The organism is Clostridium sp. KLE 1755 (assembly GCF_000466465.2).
In the GTDB taxonomy this organism is placed as follows: domain Bacteria; phylum Bacillota; class Clostridia; order Lachnospirales; family Lachnospiraceae; genus Eisenbergiella; species Eisenbergiella porci.
Map to the genome: position 1 here is coordinate 508 of NZ_KE992731.1, position 19,924 is coordinate 20,431.

Genomic DNA, 19,924 nt, shown 5'->3' on the forward strand with positions numbered 1-19,924 from the left:
TTCGGTGGTTCGAATCCACCTCCATCCATTTTTTATCAAATAAAAGTTGCAAGTGATACCAATTTGGTGTTACAATATAATATGTTAACGCGGGGTGGAGCAGTCTGGAAGCTCGTCGGGCTCATAACCCGAAGGTCATAGGTTCAAATCCTGTCCCCGCTACTCAAATGCCCAGATAGCTCAGTTGGTAGAGCAGAGGACTGAAAATCCTCGTGTCACTGGTTCGATTCCGGTTCTGGGCATTTCTTACTGTCACAAATTAAATATTATGTATGGAGCACTAGCTCAGTCGGTAGAGCACCTGACTTTTAATCAGGTTGTCGGGGGTTCGAATCCCCCGTGCTTCATTTTTTGATCTCAGTTATGATTACTGAGGTCTTTTTTTATATGTGAAACTTTTGATGGAACTTTGCAAGTGCAGAAAAGTGTTATATAATTTAAAGTAATTGCGATGAAAAGGGGGAATTCATTTATGGGAAGACGGGATAAGGTAAACTATTATCTGGATTTGGCGGAGGTTGTATCACAGAGGTGTACCTGTATCAGAAGACATTATGGGGCGGTTATCGTAAAAAATGATGAGGTGATATCAACCGGATATGTGGGGGCACCCAGAGGAAGGAAGAATTGCTCCGATATAGGAGAATGTATACGGACTAAGATGAAGATACCGAGAGGCGAGAGGTATGAGCTGTGCAGGAGTGTTCATGCAGAGGCCAATGCCATAATCAGTGCCTCGAGGGATGAAATGATCGGAAGTAGTTTATATCTGGTGGGAATTGAAGTGGACAGCGGTTCTTATATTGAAAATTCGTGCTGTTGTTCTATGTGTAAGCGTCTGGTGATTAATGCAGGTATTGAAAAGGTATACTTAAGGGATACAAAGGATGAATTTCGAGAGGTTATGGTGAGCGAATGGATAGAGAATGATGAGTCTTTAACAGGAGCTTTTGGGTACTGATTTTGAGTTTATTAACGATGTGAGAAATAGTGGTGCAATATTTGGTGTAATCTAGGGGGCAAAATGGTACAGGTAGCATTTTATGATCGGGCAGAGGATTCAGTATATAAATTTGCAGTAATAGGGGCGAAAAAGGACGGTAGATGGCTTTTATGCAGACACGGAAAACGGAATACATGGGAATGTCCCGGCGGCCATAGAGAAGCTGGGGAAAGGATTGAAGATACGGCAAAAAGAGAATTGTTTGAGGAGACAGGAGCGGAGACGTATGTGCTGCATCCGGTGTGTGCTTACTCATGTATGAGAAATGGAGGAGAAGCGAGCTTCGGTATGTTGTATTTTGCGCAGATCGAGAGTCTGGGCATTCTGCCGGATTATGAGATTGCAGAGGTGAAGTGCTTTGATGAGCTTCCGAAAGAGAGGGAGTTTTGGACGTATCCTGATATTCAGCCGTATTTAATTGAGAAATTGGACAGCTTTATTGAGGAAGGGCTTGCAAAAGAACAAAAATGAAAAAGATTATATCTATATATTTGAAGCCTTATTATGGTCGAATGGGAATTGGGTTTGCAATTAAGTTTATTGGATCAGTTATGGACTTGTGCATCCCGTGGGTGCTGGCATATGTAATTGATAATGTAATTCCGGTGGGGAGCCTAAAGCAGATTTATTTATGGGGCGGGGTTATGGTTTTCTGTTCCTTGCTGGCGGTGGCTTTTAATATTATTGCGAACAGGATGGCATCCAGGGTGGCCAGTGAGGCGACTCAGATTATAAGGCATGATTTATTTGCCAGAACAATGTACCTTTCTGACAGGCAGACGGATTCCTTTACAAAGCCGTCATTGATATCCAGGCTGACGACAGATACCTATAATGTGAATCAGATGATAGGCAGAATTCAGAGACTGGGTGTAAGGGCGCCGATTCTGCTTGTGGGGGGTATTATTTTTACTATGGCGTTGGATCCGGTGCTGGCTTCGGTGCTTTTACTGGTAATGCCGATATTGGCTTTTGTTATGACGGCGGTTTCCAGGAAGGGAATGCCTTTATATCGGAAGCTGCAGGAAGCGGCGGATAAGTTTGTGTGTCTGGTGAGGGAGGATATTGCGGGAATCCGTGTAATTAAGGCACTTTCAAAGATGGATTATGAGAAAAATAAGTTTGATGGCGTCAATCAGATGGTTATTACCTGCGAACGGAACGCTGAGCAGACAATGGCAGTGCTGAACCCCGCAATGAACATGCTTCTGAATCTGGGTCTTGTCGGAGTGATTTTGGCAGGGGCTTACAGAGTAAATGCGGGAACGTCTGAGGTTGGAAAAATATTGGCGTTTATGACCTATTTCACCATTATTTTGAATGCGATGATGTCGATCTCCAGAATGTTTGTCATTATAAATAAAGCGGTGGCATCCGGAGCCAGAATACAGCAGGTATTAGACTGCGAAGATGATATGGTTACTGTGACGGAAGATATGAAGGCAGCTTCTGTTAATGAAACGGAGGCCGGGAATAAAGGAATTGTATTTGACAGGGTTACCTTTTCCTATAATAAAACGGAAGCAAACCTGAAGAACCTTTCCTTTTCGGTGAAAAAAGGGGAAATGCTTGGGGTTATTGGGGCAACGGGCTCGGGAAAAACTACGTTGGCGGCACTTCTGATGCGGCTGGTTGATGTGGATGAGGGAAGAATCCTGATTGATGGGCGGGATGTGCGAAGTTTTGAAAAAAAGGAGCTGAGAGAAAAGTTCGGGGTAGTGTTCCAGAATGATACTATTTTTGAGGACTCCATTTTTGAAAATGTAAGGATGGGGCGGAAGCTGAGTGAGGAGGATATTGAGAAGGCACTTGTATATGCGCAGGCAGATGAGTTTACCAGGGAGAAGGAGCAGAGTGAGGGCGCTATGCTTGACATTAAGGGGGCTAATCTGAGCGGTGGACAGAAGCAGCGTATCCTGATTGCCAGGGCACTGGCGGCACATCCGGATTTTCTGGTACTGGATGATTCCTCCAGTGCGTTGGACTACAGGACGGACAGCAGGCTGCGCAGGCAGCTGAAGGAGCATTTCAGGGATACTACGACTATTATGATAGCCCAGAGAATCAGTTCGGTGATGCATGCAGATCATATTCTGGTGCTGGAGGACGGGGAAATGATAGGATATGGAACGCATGAGGATCTGATGGAAAGCTGTGAAATCTATCAGGAGATAAGTCGTTCACAGACCGGGGCAGAGTACAAATCTGGAGCAGAGTACGCAGCCGGAGCGGAGCACAGACTTGGAGTGGAATACGGACATGGAGAGGAGGGGGAAAGAGGAGGTTATGAAAAAAGAAAAGGGGAAGGCAGGTACGCTGATCCGTCTGGGGGGTTATCTGCTTCACTATAAATGGTATCTGGCTGCGGCATTGGTGCTTACGGTGGGAAGCAATCTTTTTGCCTTGATTGGGCCGATGCTTTCCGGGTATGCGGTGGATGCGATTGAACCGGGGCCGGGGAAGGTAAATTTTGGAAGGGTTTTTTATTTTGCGGCCTGGATGGCGGTATTTTATGTGGTTTCTTCAATTTTTTCCTATATGCTGCAGGTGCTGATGATTGCCATAAGCCGGAAGGTGGTTTACCGGATGAGGAAGGATGTGTTTGAGAAGCTGCTTTCACTCCCGGTGGGGTATTTCGATGTGCATCAGAGCGGGGATATCATCAGCCGGATTTCCTATGATATAGATACGGTAAATGTATCGCTATCAGATGATGTGGTACAGTTGCTGACGACGGTGATAACGGTGAGCGGCGCTTTTGTTATGATGGTTTTGATTTCACCAAGGCTGGTGCTGGTATTTGCGTTTACGCTGCCGCTGTCGGTTTGTATTACCAGGTATCTGACGGGGAAAACCAGGCCTCTTTTCCGGGAGAGATCCGCAAAGCTGGGAGCGTTGAACGGTTTTGTGGAGGAAATGGTATCCGGGCAGAAGACGCTGAAGGCGTACTGTCAGGAGAAAAATACGATTGACCGGTTTGAGGAAAGAAATGAAAATGCCATGAAGGCATATTACAGGGCGGAATATTACGGTAGTATTGTAGGGCCGATGGTGAATTTTGTGAATAATCTTTCGCTTTCCCTGATTAGCGTGTTCGGTGCGGTGCTTTATCTGTTCGGGCAGATGAGTATTGGCAATATTTCCTCCTTTGTGCTGTATTCCAGGAAGTTTTCAGGGCCAATCAATGAGGCGGCGAATATCATCAGTGATTTGCAGTCCTCCATTGCTGCTGCGGAGCGGATTTTCCGGCTGCTGGATGAAGAGGAGGAGCCGGCGGACAGTCCGGGCTGTGTGGATCTGAAGGATGCACAAGGGGATGTGGAGCTGTCCCATGTAAAATTTGGTTACAATTGTGTTAAAACTATTATCCATGACTTGAGTTTTCATGTAAAACCCGGTAAAATGGTAGCGGTTGTGGGGCCGACGGGCGCAGGAAAGACAACGTTAATCAATTTACTAATGCGGTTTTATGATATTCAGAGTGGGAATATCAGTGTGGATGGGACGGATATTTCAGGAATAACGAGAGCGAGCCTGAGGCAGTCTTATGCTATGGTTCTGCAGGATACCTGGCTGTTCCAGGGAAGCATTTATGAAAATCTGGCTTATGGGAGCCTTAGCGGCATGGAGCAGGGAGCCATAGAGGAAAAGGTCAGGGAAGCTGCTGCTGCTGCGGGAATTGACGGTTTTATACGCAGGCTTCCTCAGGGCTATGATACGATACTGACCGATGAAGGGACGAATATTTCCAAAGGGCAGAAGCAGCTGCTGACGATTGCGCGGGCGATGCTTCTTCCGGCCAGGATGCTTATATTGGATGAGGCGACTTCCAACGTGGATACCCGTACCGAAATGAAAATCCAGGAGGCGATGCGCAGGCTGATGGAGGGGAAAACCTGTTTTATTATCGCCCACAGATTATCTACGATACGGAATGCCGATATAATTCTTGTGGTGAATGACGGAGACGTGGTTCAGCAGGGTACTCATGATGAGCTGATATGTCAGGAGGGCCTGTACAGACAGATGTACCTGGCACAGTTTGAGTAAGGGAACTGTGTTGGCTTCGGATGGTAACCGGATTGCAGGCAGAAGTCCGGTTATCCGGGCTGTTGCGATTTTACCTGTATTTCTCAACCGATACATTATTTATCTATTTTTCTTTTGACGGATAAGTGATACAATAGGGGAGAGAGATTATACGAAGGAATTTGTCGGATGAATAAAAGAAAAATGAATGACACGCAGGTTGAAAGAGGGGGGACTGCATACGGAAGGGCAATGATTGCCGTGGGAATAACTGCGGCGGTGCTTGCTCTTGCTTATCTTGCAGGCGCCTTCTTTTTTGCTGGGCATTATTACTGGAGGACACAGATAGATGGGACGGATTACAGCTTTCGTTCCAAAGAGCAGGTGCGGGAGGAGATTCTGAATCCTTCCGTTGCTTATGAGCTGCAGATTTATGGCCGGGAGGATATGCAGGATATTGTAAAGCCGGATCAGGTGGGGATGACCTATGTTTATGATAATACGTTGGATCGGATCAATGCGCAGCTTACAGGGCTGAAGTGGCCGATGATGTTTTTTGGAGGGAGAGATTTTGAGCTTCCCAAGGCGGTGACGTACAGTGACGATGCATTGGCGGAGCGGCTGAGTGAGACGGTGTTTTTTAAGAAGGCCAATATCCACCCTCCGGAGGATGCGTACATAAGCGGTTATATTGAGGGCAGGGGGTATGAAATTGTTCCTGAGTATCCGGGTACCGTGGCGGATTTTGACCGGGTGAAGGATGCGGTGGCGGAGGCGCTTGAAAGGCTTCAGGAAACATTGGATCTGGATGCGGGCGGTTTTTACCAGAATGCGGCAGTGAAGTCGGATGATAAGGCTTTGAGGAAAGCGCTTGAGAAGGCAAACCGGTATGTGGGCGCTGCCATAACCTATGATTGGAATGGCGAAAGGGAAGTGGTTGATGGGAGTGTGATCAGCCAGTGGATTACGATTACGAATGACGATGTGATGCTGGATGAAGAAGCGGCCCGGGAGTATGTGAACGGTCTGGCCAGAAAACATGATACTTATGGCAGGGATCGTAATTTTACCACGACAATGGGGAATACTATTCTGCTGAAGAGCGGTTCTTACGGTTGGTGGACGGACCGGGCGGGAGAAACGGCCGCGCTTCTTGAGTCTGTCAGGAAAGGCGAGCAGGTGGAGAAGGAGCCTCTTTATTTTGCCAGAGGTTATGCCACCGGGGCGCCGGGAGAAGATATTGGGGCTTCCTATGTGGAAATTGATATGGGAAACCAGCATTTATATCTTTATATGAACGGAGAGCTGATTCTGGAAAGTGATTTCGTGTCCGGGAATATTTCCAGGGGATACGGCACGCCGGCCGGTGTTTTCGGGCTGACCTACAAGGAGAGGAATGCCACGCTGACCGGTGAGAATTATGCGTCGCATGTGGATTACTGGATGCCTTTTAACGGGAATATCGGTATGCACGATGCGTCCTGGAGAGGAAGCTTCGGCGGAGATATTTATATGAGGAACGGTTCTCATGGGTGTATCAATCTGCCGCGTGATAAGGCGGAGGAAATTTACGGATATATGGAACGGAATTTTCCGGTAATCTGTTATTATTAAGTAACTTTGAAAGTGTTGGACAGTTACATTATTAACTGCAAAGTGTCAGATGGAATCGCAGCGGTTCAGTTGTCTGAACTATTACAGGGAATTGGTTTGGGGGACAAATCATGAGAAATAAGGAATTGACGCCCAGGCAGCGGGAAAAACAGGAGCGCCGGATCGCAAGGCGCAGGAAATTTATGGAGAGAATTGCTGAAAATGGAGGGGATATTCTGCGGTCCGATAATTTTAAAAGTACGCGCAGAAGTATCCAGCACGGGACTATTTCCGTGCACAGCCATTGCATCAGCGTGGCGGGCTGCAGCCTGGCAATCCACGAAAAACTGGAGAAAATGGGGATAAAGAGCGAGGAAAAGGATATTATCAGAGGAGCGCTGCTTCACGATTATTTCCTTTATGACTGGCATCATCATAAGCATGACAGGGGGCTGTGGAATATGCATGGCTTCAGCCATCCCAGGACGGCGCTGAAAAATGCCGGAAGGGAGTACCGGCTATCTCCCAGGGAGCAGGATATTATCAAGAAGCATATGTGGCCGCTTACTATTGTTCCGCCTTTATGCAGAGAGGCATGGATCGTGACGGCGGCGGATAAGTACTGTTCATTTCTGGAAACGGTGGAGCCACGGCTGAAGGCTGTGAAGCATTTGGGCAGGCATTGGACGACACTCCCCCGCAGAAGCGGTGGCGAAGAAAAGGAGCCAAAGACGCAGGAAAACGGGGAGCTGGCAGCAGAAGAAATAAAGGCGGCAGAAAAATAAAACTGACGGCATGCAGGAGGCAAATGGAAGGATTATTTGCAAGATTAACTGAATACGGGGCTTCTCAGTATTATCCCTTTCATATGCCCGGGCATAAAAGGAACATGCCTGAGGAGATTGGGGCGCTGCAGGGAATTGCGGGGCTGGATATTACGGAAATAGAGGGTTTTGATGATCTGCATGCGCCGGATGGGATTCTGAAGGAGGCGCAGGAAAAGGCAGCGGTTGTTTTCGGCGCGGAGGAAACTTTTTTTCTGGTAAATGGTTCTACGGCGGGGATCCTTACTGCGGTTTCGGCGGCGGCGCCAAGAGGCAGCAGGATTATCATGGCGCGGAACTGCCATAAATCCGTGTATCATGCCTGCTTCCTGCGGGAGCTGGAGCCTGTTTTTCTTTATCCGGGGACGGTGCCGGATTACGGGATAGCGGACTGTATCCTGCCGGAGCAGGTGGAAGCGGCCCTGAGGGAGTATCCGGAGGCAAAGGCGGTGGTGCTCACCTCCCCTACCTATGACGGGGTAGTTTCTGATATTGAAAAAATTGCGGAAATTGTCCACCGGGCGGGGGGCATTTTGATTGTGGATGGAGCGCATGGGGCGCATTTTGGATTTGATCCGTTTTTTCCGGAGAGTCCGGTGCGTCAGGGAGCGGATCTGGTTATTCAGAGTCTTCATAAGACGCTTCCTGCGCTGACCCAGACAGCGCTTCTGCATGTTAACGGGACACGTGTGGACAGAAGCGTTGTGCGGGAGTATGAACGGATTTATCAGACCAGCAGTCCGTCCTATCTGCTGATGGGCAGTATGGATGCCTGTGTGAGGCTCCTGGAGGAGGGGGCGTGCTGGGGCGGTTTTGCACAGCGGATGGCGCGTTTTTACGGGAAAACGGAAGAATTAAAGCATCTCAGGCTGATGAACAGGGATATTCTGGAAAAAGGCTGTATGAAAGCTTTTGATGCGGGAAAACTGCTGATATCTGTAAAGAATACAAAAATTACGGGAAATACGCTTTACAAAGAGCTTCTGAACCGTTATTATCTTCAAATGGAGATGGCTTGCGATACTTATGTAACCGCCATAGTGACTCCCTGGGACAGGGAGGAGGGCTTAAGGCGGCTTGCGGATGCTTTGTTGGAAATTGATAAAGGCCTGGAGACGCAGGACTGCCCGCAGCAGGCGAAGCCGTATCCGGAGCTTGAGATGTCGGTGCCGCTTTACCGGGCGCTGACGGCAGAGAAGCACTCCTGTCCGCTTGGCATGGCGGCGGGAAAGACAGCAGGAACTTATGTGAACCTTTATCCGCCGGGAATTCCTCTGGTAGTTCCGGGAGAGGTAATAACGGAGGAGGTCATTAAGTTAATAGAGACGTACGTGAGGCAGAGGCTGAACGTACAGGGGGTGGAGACCGCGGAAACAGGAGCGGGGTTGACCGGAGACTGTACAATAACAATACTTAATTGACAGGTGTCTGAAGCACCGGAAGGAGTTAATATGAGAAAAACCAAAATTATCTGCACCATCGGACCGGCTTCCCAAAGTGAGGAAAAACTGAGAGAGCTTATGCTGGCAGGCATGAATGTGGCCCGTTTTAATTTTTTACATGGAGATCATGAAGAACAGCACGGAAAATATGACAGAATGCGCAAGGTGAGCAAGGAACTGAATCTTCCCATTGCGGCGCTGCTGGATACCAAGGGACCGGAAATCCGTCTGAGGGATTTTGAAGGCGGCAAGGTTTATTTGGAGGCCGGACAGAAATTCACCCTGACCACCAGGGAAGTGATGGGAACGGAAAAAATGGCTTCCATTACCTATAAGGAGCTGATTAATGATATCGGTGTGGGAACCACGATTCTCATCGACGACGGCCTGATTGAGATGACGGTGGAAGAAATTACGGATACCGATATTATCTGTGATGTTGTAAACGGCGGACCTGTTTCCAATCACAAGGGCGTGAATGTGCCGGGCGCGGAACTTTCCATGCCTTATATCAGCGAAAGCGACAGGAATGATATCCTGTTCGGCATTGAACTGGGATTTGATATTATCGCGGCATCTTTTGTGCGCAATAAAGAGGATGTGCTGGAGGTGCGCCGGATTCTGGATGAGCACAATTCCAAGATGATGATCGTTGCTAAAATTGAGAATATGCAGGGTATCAAGAATCTGGACGAAATCATCGATGTATCCGATGGTATTATGGTTGCCAGAGGAGATATGGGTGTTGAAGTTCCGCTGGAAGAGGTTCCCGTGCTTCAGAAGCAGATCATTAAAAAGGCGGTTGCCAAAGGAAAACAGGTAATAACAGCAACACAGATGCTGGAGTCCATGATTCACAATCCCCGTCCCACCAGAGCGGAGACCACGGATATTGCCAATGCTATTTATGATGGGACCACAGCTATCATGCTTTCCGGCGAAAGCGCACAGGGACAGTATCCTGTGGAGGCCGTACAGACCATGGCGCGCATTGCGGAGAGGACCGAGGAGGATATCGACTTTGCAGGCCGTCTGAAAAAACGCGAACTGCCTGGCGACGGCAATATTACTACGGCGATTTCCCATGCAACCTGCACGATGGCGGCGGATTTGGATGTTAAGGGAATTATCTGCGTAACCATGTCAGGCTTTACTGCCAGCATGATTTCACGGTTTAAGCCCAGCTGCCCGATTTTCGGCTGCACGGTGAAGAGGCTGGTATGGCGTCAGCTGAACCTGCAGTGGGGTGTAATGCCGCTGCTGATCCAGGAGGAGAATACAGCGGAGGATCTGTTCCATGCGGCTATTGACGCTGCTGTGGAGGCTGGTTATATTCAAAAAGGGGATAAGGTTATCATTACGGCGGGAATGCCTCTGGGAATTTCCGGAAAGACCAATCAGCTGAGGGTAGTTGAGGTATAACAGGTGGCTGCGGTATCATGGAAAGAGCCGGACAGTAGGAGACAGCCGCCTGGATACAGACGGCAGGAGAGAAGGAAACGGCCGTCTGGGAAGAGCGGCGCTTAGGGGTAAGCGGCAGTAATAATTTAAATTTCAGTATTTTTAAATTGGGGTCAGAACGGGGGTATTACGAATGAAAAAATATGTGATGGCGCTTGATCAGGGAACGACCAGTTCCCGCTGTATTCTGTTTGACAAATCAGGGCATATGCGCTCTGTGGTGCAGAGGGAGTTCACCCAGATATATCCGAAACCGGGCTGGGTGGAGCATGACCCTCTGGAAATCTGGTCCTCCCAGCTGAGTGTGGCTGTGGAGGCCATGGGAAAAATCGGCGCGGCGATTGAGGATATTGCGGCGATAGGTATTACCAACCAGAGGGAGACTACCGTCTGCTTCAGTAAAAAAACGGGAAAACCGGTGTACAATGCCATCTGCTGGCAGTGCCGCAGGACGGCGGATATTATCGAACAGCTGAAGGAGGATGGCTTTGACAGCATCATCAGGGAGCGGACCGGGCTGGTGCCGGATGCCTATTTTTCCGGCACCAAGATCAAGTGGATCCTGGATAATGTGGAGGGCGCCAGGGAAATGGCGGAGTCGGGTGAGCTGCTGTTCGGTACGGTGGACACCTGGCTTATCTGGAACCTGACCAAGGGAAAGGTTTTTGTAACGGATTACACCAATGCTTCCCGTACCATGCTTTTTGACATTCATAAGAGAGAATGGGATGAGGATATTCTGAACCGTCTGGGAATCCCCAGATCCATGCTGCCCCAGGTGAAGCCGTCCAGCTGTGTTTACGGCTATACGGATGAATCGGTCATCGGCGGAGTGATTCCCATTGCGGGCGCGGCGGGAGATCAGCAGGCGGCGCTGTTCGGACAGTGCTGCTTTGAGGCCGGGGAAGCGAAGAATACATATGGTACGGGCTGTTTCCTATTGATGAATACGGGGGAAAAGGCAGTGACCTCCCAAAATGGGCTGCTGACCACGATTGCGGCCAGCACAGAGGGGGAAATCCGTTATGCGCTGGAAGGAAGCGTGTTCGTGGCGGGAGCGGCCATACAGTGGCTGCGCGATGAACTGCGTATGATCAAAAATGCGCCGCAGTCCCAGGAGTATGCGCAGGATGTGGAGGATACCAACGGGGTATATGTGGTGCCGGCCTTTACCGGGCTGGGCGCGCCTTATTGGAATCCTTACGCCAGGGGAACCATTGTGGGGCTCACCCGCGGGGCGAGGAAGGAGCATTTTATCCGTGCCACGCTGGAATCCCTTGCCTACCAGACGCAGGATGTGCTGGAAGCCATGGAAAAGGATTCGGGCATCACGCTTAAGAACCTGCGTGTGGACGGCGGCGCAAGCGCCAATGATTTCCTGATGCAGTTCCAGGCGGATATTATGAATAAAGAGGTGCTCAGGCCTGAGTGCATTGAAACCACAGCGCTGGGAGCGGCTTATCTGGCGGGAATCGCCACTGGTTTCTGGAAGGATAAGGAGGATATCAGGAAAAACTGGTTCCTGGAAAAAACCTTCCTTCCGTTCATGACGCAGGAAATGCGGCAGGAGAAGCTGAAGGGCTGGAAACGCGCCGTCCGGTGTGCGATTGCCTATGCTAAGGAGGAAGACTGACAAACGTTTGCAGTCAGAAACAGATGGGAAAAATATTTTATATTGCAGGAAAGAGCTCTTCCGGTAAAGACACCATTTACCGGAGGCTTCTGGACTGTACGGATTTGCGGCTGGAAACGCTGGTTCCCTATACGACGCGGCCCATACGGGACGGTGAGGAGAACGGAAGGGAATATTTTTTTACGGATGAGGCGGAGCTTGAAAGGCTGCGCGCAGAAGGAAAGATAATTGAGGAAAGAATGTACAGCACCTTTTATGGGCCGTGGTATTATTTTACGGTGGATGACGGGCAGCTGGATTTGGAAAAACAAGATTATCTGCTGATTGGGACGCTGGAGTCCTACAGGGCGGTGAAACGGTTTGTGGGGAAGGAAAAAATCGTGCCTATCTATATTGAGGTGGAAGACGGGGAACGCCTGCAGAGGGCGCTGGACCGGGAAAAAAAGCAGGAAAACCCCAAATATGAGGAAATGTGCAGGCGTTTTCTTGCGGATTCTGAGGATTTCAGTGAAGAACGAATAGCTGAAGCGGGGATTGACAGAAGATTCTATAATGGTGAGCTGGAGACGTGCCTGAAGGAGGTTATGGATTATATCAGGCAGGCGCGCAGGGTACAGGCGGGAGACGGAGTGCGGTAAGGCACGGCGTCCCCGTGGGAAAGCGAGGGAGTTATGGCAGGTTTTCAGGATATTTACGGGCAGGAGGCTATGAAGGAGCACCTGCAGAACGCAATCAGGCTGGGCAAGGTATCCCATGCATATATTATTAATGGAGAAAGGAACTCCGGCAAGGAGTTCATCGCCAGGATTTTTGCCAGGACTCTTCAGTGTGAAAGGGGCGGGATTGAGCCGTGCGGGGAATGCCATTCCTGCAAACAGGCGGAGAGCGGCAACCAGCCGGATATCATCCGTGTGACCCACGAAAAGCCGAACAGCATCGGTGTGGAGGATATCCGAAGCCAGGTGAATAATGATATTGTCATCAAGCCCTATTCCAGCCCTTATAAGATATATATTATCAATGAAGGGGAGAAGATGACGGTACAGGCGCAGAACGCGCTTTTAAAGACGCTGGAGGAGCCTCCGGCATATGGTGTAATCCTGATTCTGACAACGAATGTGGAGGCGCTGCTTCCCACGATTGTGAGCCGGTGCGTTGTGCTGAATATGAAGCCGGTGCGTGACGATATTGTGCGAAAGTTTCTGATGGAGGATCTGCAGATTCCGGATTATAAGGCAAATGTATGTGTGGCTTTTGCCAGGGGAAATATCGGACGTGCCAAAATGCTGGCTTCCAGCGAGGATTTTGATAATGTGAAGGAAGAGGCGGTAACGCTTTTAAAATATATTCGTGATATGGAGATTTCGGAAATTGTGGCCGCTATTAAGAAAATTTCCGAATATAAGCTGGATGTGACCGATTATCTGGATATTTTGTCCATCTGGTACAGGGATGTATTGCTTTTTAAGGCAACCAATGACGCAAATAACTTGATCTTTAAGGAAGAAATAAAGTATATTAGAAAGGAAGCGGATCAGAGAAGCTACGAAGGGATTGAAATAATCCTGGATGCGCTGGAAAAAGCGAAGTCCAGGCTTTCAGCCAACGTAAATTTTGATCTGACCATGGAGCTTCTGTTTCTGACGATGAAAGAGAATTAATGCAGAGGAAATCATGTTTCAGGATGCATTGGTTCGGATACGAAATGGCCGGCACGGGCCGGCGGGCGGATCGGGAAGGTGATCTGCCGGGCCATGAAATATGGCAGGAGGTTGATAGATGACTAGAGTGATAGGCGTAAGATTCCGTACGGCGGGCAAGATATATTATTTTGACCCGTCCAGGTTTGAAATAAAAAAGGGTGACCATGTGATTGTGGAAACGGCCCGCGGCGTAGAGTACGGAACCGTGGTGGGCGGTATCCGCGAGGTGGAGGACAGCAAGGTGGTTCAGCCGCTCAAGCCGGTGCTGCGTATTGCCAACGAGAGGGACGATGAGCAGGAAGCGGCGAATAAGGTGAAGGAAAAGGATGCCTTCCGCATCTGCCAGGAGAAGATTACCAAGCATGGGCTGGACATGAAGCTGATTGATGCGGAGTATACGTTTGACAACAATAAGGTGCTGTTTTATTTTACGGCGGACGGAAGAATAGATTTCAGGGAGCTGGTGAAGGATCTTGCCAGCGTTTTCAAGACCAGGATTGAACTGCGTCAGATTGGCGTAAGGGATGAAACCAAGATTCTCGGCGGCATCGGTATCTGCGGAAGGCAGCTGTGCTGTCATGCCCATCTGTCGGAATTCGTGCCGGTTTCCATTAAAATGGCGAAGGAACAGAATCTTTCTTTAAACCCTACGAAAATTTCCGGGGTGTGCGGCAGGCTGATGTGCTGTCTGAAGCATGAGGAGGAGACCTATGAGGATCTGAACCGCAGGCTTCCCAACCTGGGCGATTATGTGACCACGGATGACGGACTGAAGGGCGAGGTGTCCAGCGTCAACGTGCTGCGCCAGCTGGTAAAGGTTATCGTCAATGTGGAGGATGAGAAGGAAATCAGGGAATACCGTTTGGATCAGCTCCGCTTCAAGAGAAGGCACGGACGGAATAAGAAAAACGAGGTCAGCGAAAAAGAGCTGAAGGAATTGGAAAAACTGGAGAAGCAGGATGAAAAATCCAAACTGGAATAGCATCTCATTAAAGCCGGGAGAAAGGCTGGATGAGCTGCAGAGGAACGGCTATGTGATTATCCAGGACCAGGAACGGTTCTGTTTTGGTATGGATGCGGTGCTTCTTTCCGGCTTTGCCCGCGTAAAGGACGGGGGAAGCGTTCTGGATATGGGGACAGGGACAGGAATTATCCCGATTCTTCTGGAGGCCAAGACGAATGCCTCCCATCTGACCGGGCTGGAAATTCAACCGGACAGTGCGGACATGGCCAGGCGCAGTGTGGCGCTGAACGGCCTGGAGGAGAAAATCTCCATTGTGGAAGGGGATATTAAAGAGGCAGCGGGTTTGTTTCCGGCTGCTTCTTTTGACGTTGTTACCTGCAATCCGCCTTATATGGTGGGAGGGCATGGGCTGACCAATCCGGAGGCGCCAAAGGCAATTGCCAGGCATGAGGTGAAATGCACCTTTGAGGATGTGGCCGCGCAGGCCGCGAAGCTGCTGAAGCCGGGCGGCAATTTTTTCCTGGTGCACAGGCCCTTCCGGCTGGCGGAAATCATCGTGACCCTGGCAAGGTACAGACTGGAGCCAAAACGTATGCAGCTGGTATATCCGTTTGCGGACAAGGAGCCGAATATGGTTTTGCTTGAGGCAAACCGGGGCGGAAGGAGCCGGCTGAAGGTGGAGAAGCCTTTGATTGTATACCGGGAGCCGGGGGTATATACGGATGAAATTTATGATATTTACGGGTATTGATGCAGGAGAGCGGCAGCTGTAAGGCAACAGTTCAGGCAGGTCTGCGCATTTACTGCGCAGACCGTGAGAAAACGTAGTGGCAGCAGGCATGCGCCTCCTCGTCGCAGGCGGCTTTTAATGGCGGATGCAGTAACAGTCCGGCCGAAGGATGAATTATTACGCTGTAAGGGATATGTGCCGTAAAAGCTATTGAAAATTATTACGGTATCGGTTATTATCTTAGTTTAGATAGATGGAAAACTGAGGTTTTAGGTTTAAACATATGTGATATCCGGGTTTTACGCAGTATTTTGCGCCGGAGATCCGGAAAGAACGGAAAATGAAGATAAGTAAAATATTCGCAGCCATATTGCTTTGTCTTCTTGTAATAGCGGCAACGAGCGCTTATCTGGCAGGCAGAAGCCGGGATGCGCAGGAAGCGGCGGCCATACAGGAGGGAACGGATGTTTCCGGGAATTCTGAGGACTTTGCGGAGACTGAGGGCGGCGCCGAAGGGGAGGGCGACATTGATGCCCCTGAAACATTGGCGCAGGAAGCTGCGGAAACGGAGCAGACAGAGGAATACGGCGGAGAGCTGCCAATCGGTGACAGGGTAAAGGTCAAAGGGATCTATGTCACCGGAAATATGGCGGGAACCTCCAATATGGACAACTTGATATCCCTGGTGGACAGGACAGAGCTGAACACCATGGTGATAGATATTAAAAACGATGAAGGCCGTGTTGTTTATCAGATGGATTCACCTATGGTTTCAGAGCTTGGCTCCGCACAGAAGCTGGTGGCGGATATGCCGGCCCTGGTGAAGAAGTGCAGGGAGCACGGGATTTATCTGATTGGCCGGATTGTGGCGTTTAAAGACCCCTTCCTGGCGGAGAACCGCCCGGAGCTTGCGCTTCATAATCAGGACGGCAGTGTTTTCCGCGATAAGTCAGGACTTGCCTGGGTGAATCCCTACAGCCGTGAGGTATGGGAATACCTGATGGAAATTGCCGCACAGGCGGTGGCGGTGGGATTTGATGAAATACAATTTGACTATATCCGCTTCTCCACGGACAGCGGTATGTCAAAGGTGGATTTCGGCCCGGAGGCAGCAGGTCGTGACAAGGAAGGGACGATTACCGAATTTACGGCGTATGCGGCGCAGGCGCTGCATCAGCTGGGAGTACCGGTATCGGCGGATGTGTACGGCATCATCATTGACAGTGAGCTGGATGCGTCCATTGTAGGACAGGATTATTACGAGATGGCAAAGTATCTGGATTATATCAGCCCGATGGTCTATCCGTCCCATTACGGGCCGGGGAATCTGGGGCTGGCGGTGCCGGATGCACAGCCATATGAGACGATATACAGGAGTATGGGCGCTTCCAGAGAGGTCCTGGCGGGAATGCGTAAGGATGCAAACGGGCAGCAGGTGTCGGGAAACGATGCTTCTGCAGGCGGGGAAGCGGCAGGCGGAGTATCTGCTGATGGCGAGGCGGGAGATGCCTCAGGAAACGGTATTGACGGAAATGAGGTGCCTGCAAACGGTAACGCCGGGAATGCGGTTTCTGCAAATGAGATACCCGCAGATGAGAAGCCTGGTGACGGGACTTCCGGGAATGAGATTTCCGGAAATGAGATTTTAAGCCCACGGGACATGGAACCGGCGGAGGAGATCCGGGCGGATGTCAGGCCCTGGCTGCAGGATTTTACCGCATCCTGGGTTCCCGGACATATCAAATATGGGCCGGAGGAAATCCGGGCGCAGATTCAGGCCGTGTATGACGCAGGCTATGAGGAATGGATACTCTGGAATGCCTCCAACCGGTATACGGAGGGAGGGCTGCTTCCCGCGGAGGAAGCGGAGAGGGCAGAGACTGCGCAGGCACCGGGAAATGCGGAGCCGGCAGCGGGGCCGGCGGCGGAAAATCCGGCGGATTAAAGGCGTCGGGAAATAAGCGGCGTTTGGCGGAGCCGGACGGGAATGTGTTTTGCCCAGGCAAAGCTCACAGGAAAGGAAAGATATGGCAGGCACTTTATATTTATGTGCGACACCCATCGGAAATCTGAAGGACATGACGCCCCGTGTGCTGGAAACGCTGCGGGATGTGGATTTGATAGCCGCGGAGGATACAAGGAACAGTATCCGCCTGCTGAATCATTTTGAAATCCGGACGCCGATGACCAGCTATCACGAATACAATAAAGTTGAAAAAGCATATGATTTGATAAACCAGCTGAATGCGGGAAAAAATATTGCGCTCATAACCGATGCAGGGACGCCGGCCATATCCGATCCGGGTGAGGTTTTGGTGAAGCTGTGCCAGGAGGCGGGCATTACGGTGACCTCACTTCCCGGACCGGCGGCCTGTATAACAGCTCTGACGCTTTCGGGCCTTCCAACGAGAAGATTCTGTTTCGAAGGCTTCCTGCCCTTTGATGATAAAAAAGAGAAAAAAGCCATCCTGGAGGAATTGAAAGAAGAATCCAGGACCATAATCCTTTATGAAGCGCCCCACCACCTGATACGCACACTGTCCTGCCTCCACGAAGAACTGGGAAACAGAAAAGTTACCCTGTGCAGGGAGCTGACCAAAAAATTTGAAACAATAATGCCCACCACGCTGGAGGACGCCCTGCATTTTTACGAAACCAACGATCCCCGCGGAGAATACGTCCTGGTACTGGAGGGCAAGAGCCATGAGGAAAAGGCCAGGGAAAAGGAAGCCTCCTTTGCGCAGATGTCCATGGAAGAGCATATGAAGTTCTATGAAGACCAGGGAATGGACCGTAAAGACGCCATGAAACTGGTAGCTAAGGACAGAGGAATAAGCAAAAGGGATGTTTATCAGTATTTTATCAAAAATGAGGAAAGAAGTAGTTGACAAACAAAGGAACAGAGAATATACTTTGAATGTCAAACTTTTTTATAAAAACAAAAAAAGGAGATAACAAAATGTTAGAAAAAGTAATTGAGATTATTCAGGAGCAGTTAAATCTGGAGGGCGTTGCGATTACAGAGGATTCCTCTTTCAAGGATGATCTGGGAGCTGACTCTCTGGACCTTTTCGAACTGGTTATGGCAGTAGAAGAAGAATATGGTGTTGAAATTCCTGCAGAGGAACTGGAAAAACTGACAACGGTAGGTTCAGTTGTAGAATATCTGAAAGCACAGGGAATCGAAGCTTAATGAAGACAGCAGTCACGGAACTTCTCGGAATCGAGTATCCGATCATTCAGGGCGGCATGGCCTGGGTAGGAGAATACCATCTGGCCGCCGCCGTCTCTGAAGCAGGCGGACTGGGCATCATCGGCGCAGCCAGCGCGCCGGCAGACATTGTGAGAGAGCAGATCCGCAAAGCGCGGGAGCTCACCTCAAAGCCTATCGGGGTCAATGTCATGCTGCTCAATCCCAATGCAGACGAAGTGGCCAAGGTGATCGTGGAGGAAGGCGTGGAGGTGGTTACCACCGGTGCCGGAAGCCCTGCCAAATTCATGGAAATGTGGAAAGCCGCAGGCGTGAAGGTAATCCCTGTAGTCGCCAGCGTTGCCATGGCGAAGCTGATGGAACGCGCAGGAGCGGACGCGGTGGTTGCCGAAGGCATGGAAAGCGGCGGACATATCGGATCAGCCACTACCATGACGCTGGTTCCCCAGGTCGTGGATGCGGTGGACATTCCGGTAATTGCAGCCGGCGGCATCGCAGACGGCAGAGGCTTTGCAGCGGCATTTATGCTGGGGGCGCAGGGCGTGCAGATGGGCACCCGCTTCGTGGTGGCCAAAGAATCCATTGTCCACGACAACTATAAACAGAAGGTTATCAAAGCCAGGGACATTGATTCAGAAGTAACCGGAATGAGCACCGGACACCCGGTCCGCCAGATCCGCAACAAAATGACAAGGGAATACCTGAAGCTGGAAAAAGAAGGCGCTACCTTCGAAGAACTGGAATACCTGACCCTTGGTTCCCTCAGGAAAGCCGTCATGGAAGGCGACGTAGTAAACGGAACCCTCATGGCCGGCCAATGCGCAGGAATGGTCACCAAAGAACAAACCTGCCGCCAGATCATCCAGGAAATCATCCAGGAAGCCAGCGCCCTCCTGAATAAATAAGTTAAAAAACAACTGACTTATTACAGCTCCCTTTTTGATTTTTGAGATTTTCCGATTAAGTTTCCCTAAAAATAAAGCGGCCAGTCAGTCGACCGCAATAATTAAGATACAAAAAAGGCTACCCGGCAATCTTACGAACTCCAAAAGCATTGCTTTTTACATAATTGACACCGGCAGTCTTTTTTTACAACTGAATATTTTGAATATCAAATAAAAAGACTATCAAAATAATACCGCAAATATTTTCCAACAACACCAACTTCTAATTATATTAAGTTTACCACCATAACTTTAGCCATAAACATAGACAACAAACATAACATATCAGCCTGAATCTTTCATGGAATCATGTGATTTACAGAGATCTTGGGGCGTATGCTTCTCCGTATGTAGAGCACCGTCCCCTTGCCGGGCAGGGTTTGCTGT

At 49.8% G+C, this 19,924-nt stretch carries 17 protein-coding genes and 3 tRNA genes; all 20 read left to right on the forward strand.

Features of this window, described 5'->3' with window-relative positions; genetic code table 11:
* Positions 1-88 precede the first annotated feature (88 nt).
* Positions 89-162: transfer RNA gene (locus HMPREF1548_RS17000), tRNA-Met, on the forward strand.
* A gap of 7 nt (positions 163-169) precedes the next feature.
* A tRNA-Phe gene (locus tag HMPREF1548_RS17005) sits at positions 170-242 on the forward strand.
* A gap of 32 nt (positions 243-274) precedes the next feature.
* Positions 275-347, forward strand: a tRNA-Lys gene (locus HMPREF1548_RS17010).
* Between the two features lie 125 nt (positions 348-472).
* Positions 473-961 carry a deoxycytidylate deaminase gene (locus tag HMPREF1548_RS17015; protein WP_025487846.1) on the forward strand — a complete coding sequence of 163 codons (489 nt, stop codon included), beginning with the start codon at positions 473-475 and terminating at the stop codon, positions 959-961.
* Positions 962-1,024: 63 nt separating this feature from the next.
* Positions 1,025-1,474 carry an NUDIX hydrolase gene (locus HMPREF1548_RS17020; RefSeq protein ID WP_021637610.1) on the forward strand — a complete coding sequence of 150 codons (450 nt, stop codon included), beginning with the start codon at positions 1,025-1,027 and terminating at the stop codon, positions 1,472-1,474.
* Positions 1,471-3,354 carry an ABC transporter ATP-binding protein gene (locus HMPREF1548_RS17025; protein WP_021637611.1) on the forward strand — a complete coding sequence of 628 codons (1,884 nt, stop codon included), beginning with the start codon at positions 1,471-1,473 and terminating at the stop codon, positions 3,352-3,354. The genes HMPREF1548_RS17020 and HMPREF1548_RS17025 overlap by 4 nt, the downstream gene beginning before the upstream one ends.
* Positions 3,290-5,053, forward strand: coding sequence for an ABC transporter ATP-binding protein (locus HMPREF1548_RS17030; protein WP_021637612.1), 1,764 nt, complete (start codon positions 3,290-3,292; stop codon positions 5,051-5,053). The genes HMPREF1548_RS17025 and HMPREF1548_RS17030 overlap by 65 nt, the downstream gene beginning before the upstream one ends.
* Positions 5,054-5,221: 168 nt before the next feature.
* Entirely contained in the window at positions 5,222-6,646 is a 1,425-nt protein-coding gene (locus HMPREF1548_RS17035; protein ID WP_021637613.1) for a L,D-transpeptidase family protein, read from the forward strand.
* 110 nt (positions 6,647-6,756) lie between these two features.
* On the forward strand, positions 6,757-7,410 hold the full coding sequence (locus HMPREF1548_RS17040) for an HD domain-containing protein (protein WP_021637614.1): 654 nt from the start codon (positions 6,757-6,759) through the stop codon (positions 7,408-7,410).
* Between the two features lie 23 nt (positions 7,411-7,433).
* A complete protein-coding gene (locus HMPREF1548_RS17045; protein ID WP_021637615.1) occupies positions 7,434-8,870 on the forward strand; it encodes an aminotransferase class I/II-fold pyridoxal phosphate-dependent enzyme in 1,437 nt (478 codons plus the stop codon).
* 30 nt (positions 8,871-8,900) lie between these two features.
* A complete protein-coding gene (gene pyk, locus HMPREF1548_RS17050) occupies positions 8,901-10,313 on the forward strand; it encodes a pyruvate kinase (protein ID WP_021637616.1) in 1,413 nt (470 codons plus the stop codon).
* Positions 10,314-10,485: 172 nt separating this feature from the next.
* A complete protein-coding gene (gene glpK, locus HMPREF1548_RS17055; protein ID WP_021637618.1) occupies positions 10,486-11,985 on the forward strand; it encodes a glycerol kinase GlpK in 1,500 nt (499 codons plus the stop codon).
* Positions 11,986-12,008: 23 nt separating this feature from the next.
* The gene (locus tag HMPREF1548_RS17060; RefSeq protein WP_021637619.1) at positions 12,009-12,623 is read left to right on the forward strand and encodes a nucleoside/nucleotide kinase family protein; all 615 of its coding nucleotides are present in this window, start codon (positions 12,009-12,011) and stop codon (positions 12,621-12,623) included.
* A 33-nt stretch (positions 12,624-12,656) separates the two neighbouring features.
* On the forward strand, positions 12,657-13,646 hold the full coding sequence (locus HMPREF1548_RS17065; protein WP_021637620.1) for a DNA polymerase III subunit: 990 nt from the start codon (positions 12,657-12,659) through the stop codon (positions 13,644-13,646).
* Positions 13,647-13,764: 118 nt separating this feature from the next.
* The gene (locus HMPREF1548_RS17070) at positions 13,765-14,670 is read left to right on the forward strand and encodes a PSP1 domain-containing protein (protein WP_021637622.1); all 906 of its coding nucleotides are present in this window, start codon (positions 13,765-13,767) and stop codon (positions 14,668-14,670) included.
* Positions 14,648-15,403 carry a tRNA1(Val) (adenine(37)-N6)-methyltransferase gene (locus tag HMPREF1548_RS17075; protein ID WP_021637623.1) on the forward strand — a complete coding sequence of 252 codons (756 nt, stop codon included), beginning with the start codon at positions 14,648-14,650 and terminating at the stop codon, positions 15,401-15,403. The genes HMPREF1548_RS17070 and HMPREF1548_RS17075 overlap by 23 nt, the downstream gene beginning before the upstream one ends.
* A gap of 319 nt (positions 15,404-15,722) precedes the next feature.
* Complete coding sequence (locus HMPREF1548_RS17080; protein WP_021637624.1) at positions 15,723-17,327, forward strand: putative glycoside hydrolase; 1,605 nt, start codon at positions 15,723-15,725, stop codon at positions 17,325-17,327.
* A gap of 82 nt (positions 17,328-17,409) precedes the next feature.
* Positions 17,410-18,270, forward strand: a complete 861-nt coding sequence (gene rsmI, locus HMPREF1548_RS17085) for a 16S rRNA (cytidine(1402)-2'-O)-methyltransferase (protein ID WP_021637625.1) — start codon at positions 17,410-17,412, stop codon at positions 18,268-18,270.
* A gap of 71 nt (positions 18,271-18,341) precedes the next feature.
* Complete coding sequence (gene acpP, locus HMPREF1548_RS17090; RefSeq protein WP_025487834.1) at positions 18,342-18,575, forward strand: acyl carrier protein; 234 nt, start codon at positions 18,342-18,344, stop codon at positions 18,573-18,575.
* On the forward strand, positions 18,575-19,498 hold the full coding sequence (gene fabK, locus HMPREF1548_RS17095) for an enoyl-[acyl-carrier-protein] reductase FabK (protein ID WP_021637627.1): 924 nt from the start codon (positions 18,575-18,577) through the stop codon (positions 19,496-19,498). The genes acpP and fabK overlap by 1 nt, the downstream gene beginning before the upstream one ends.
* Positions 19,499-19,924 lie beyond the last annotated feature (426 nt).